At 60.9% G+C, this 248-nt stretch carries 1 protein-coding gene; it reads right to left on the reverse strand.

Translation table 11 applies throughout. The features are described 5' to 3' along the window. On the reverse strand, nt 1–241 hold a 241-nt coding region (locus AC0L3S_RS39615), incomplete at its 3' end, for a glycosyltransferase (RefSeq protein WP_473285417.1). Nucleotides 242–248 lie beyond the last annotated feature (7 nt).

Consider the following 248-nt stretch of genomic DNA (forward strand, 5'->3'; position numbering starts at 1 on the left):
GAGCCGACGCGGCCCACTGAAATCGGGCTGCCCTTGCGCGACCACGTGCGATCAATTTGGTTCTGAGGCCTTCCTCGTGGACCAGGCGCATGAAACAATCGAACCATGCATTCTCGTCACCAGGTGATGCGTACAAAACCGCATTCCCGCCGATTTCGGGCAGACTGGCGCGATCAGACATGACCACCGGACATCCCAGCGCCATGGCTTCGAGCGGCGGCAGTCCAAACCCCTCAACCAAGGAGGGG

The sequence above is a fragment of the Bradyrhizobium sp. Ken01 genome, assembly GCF_055807355.1.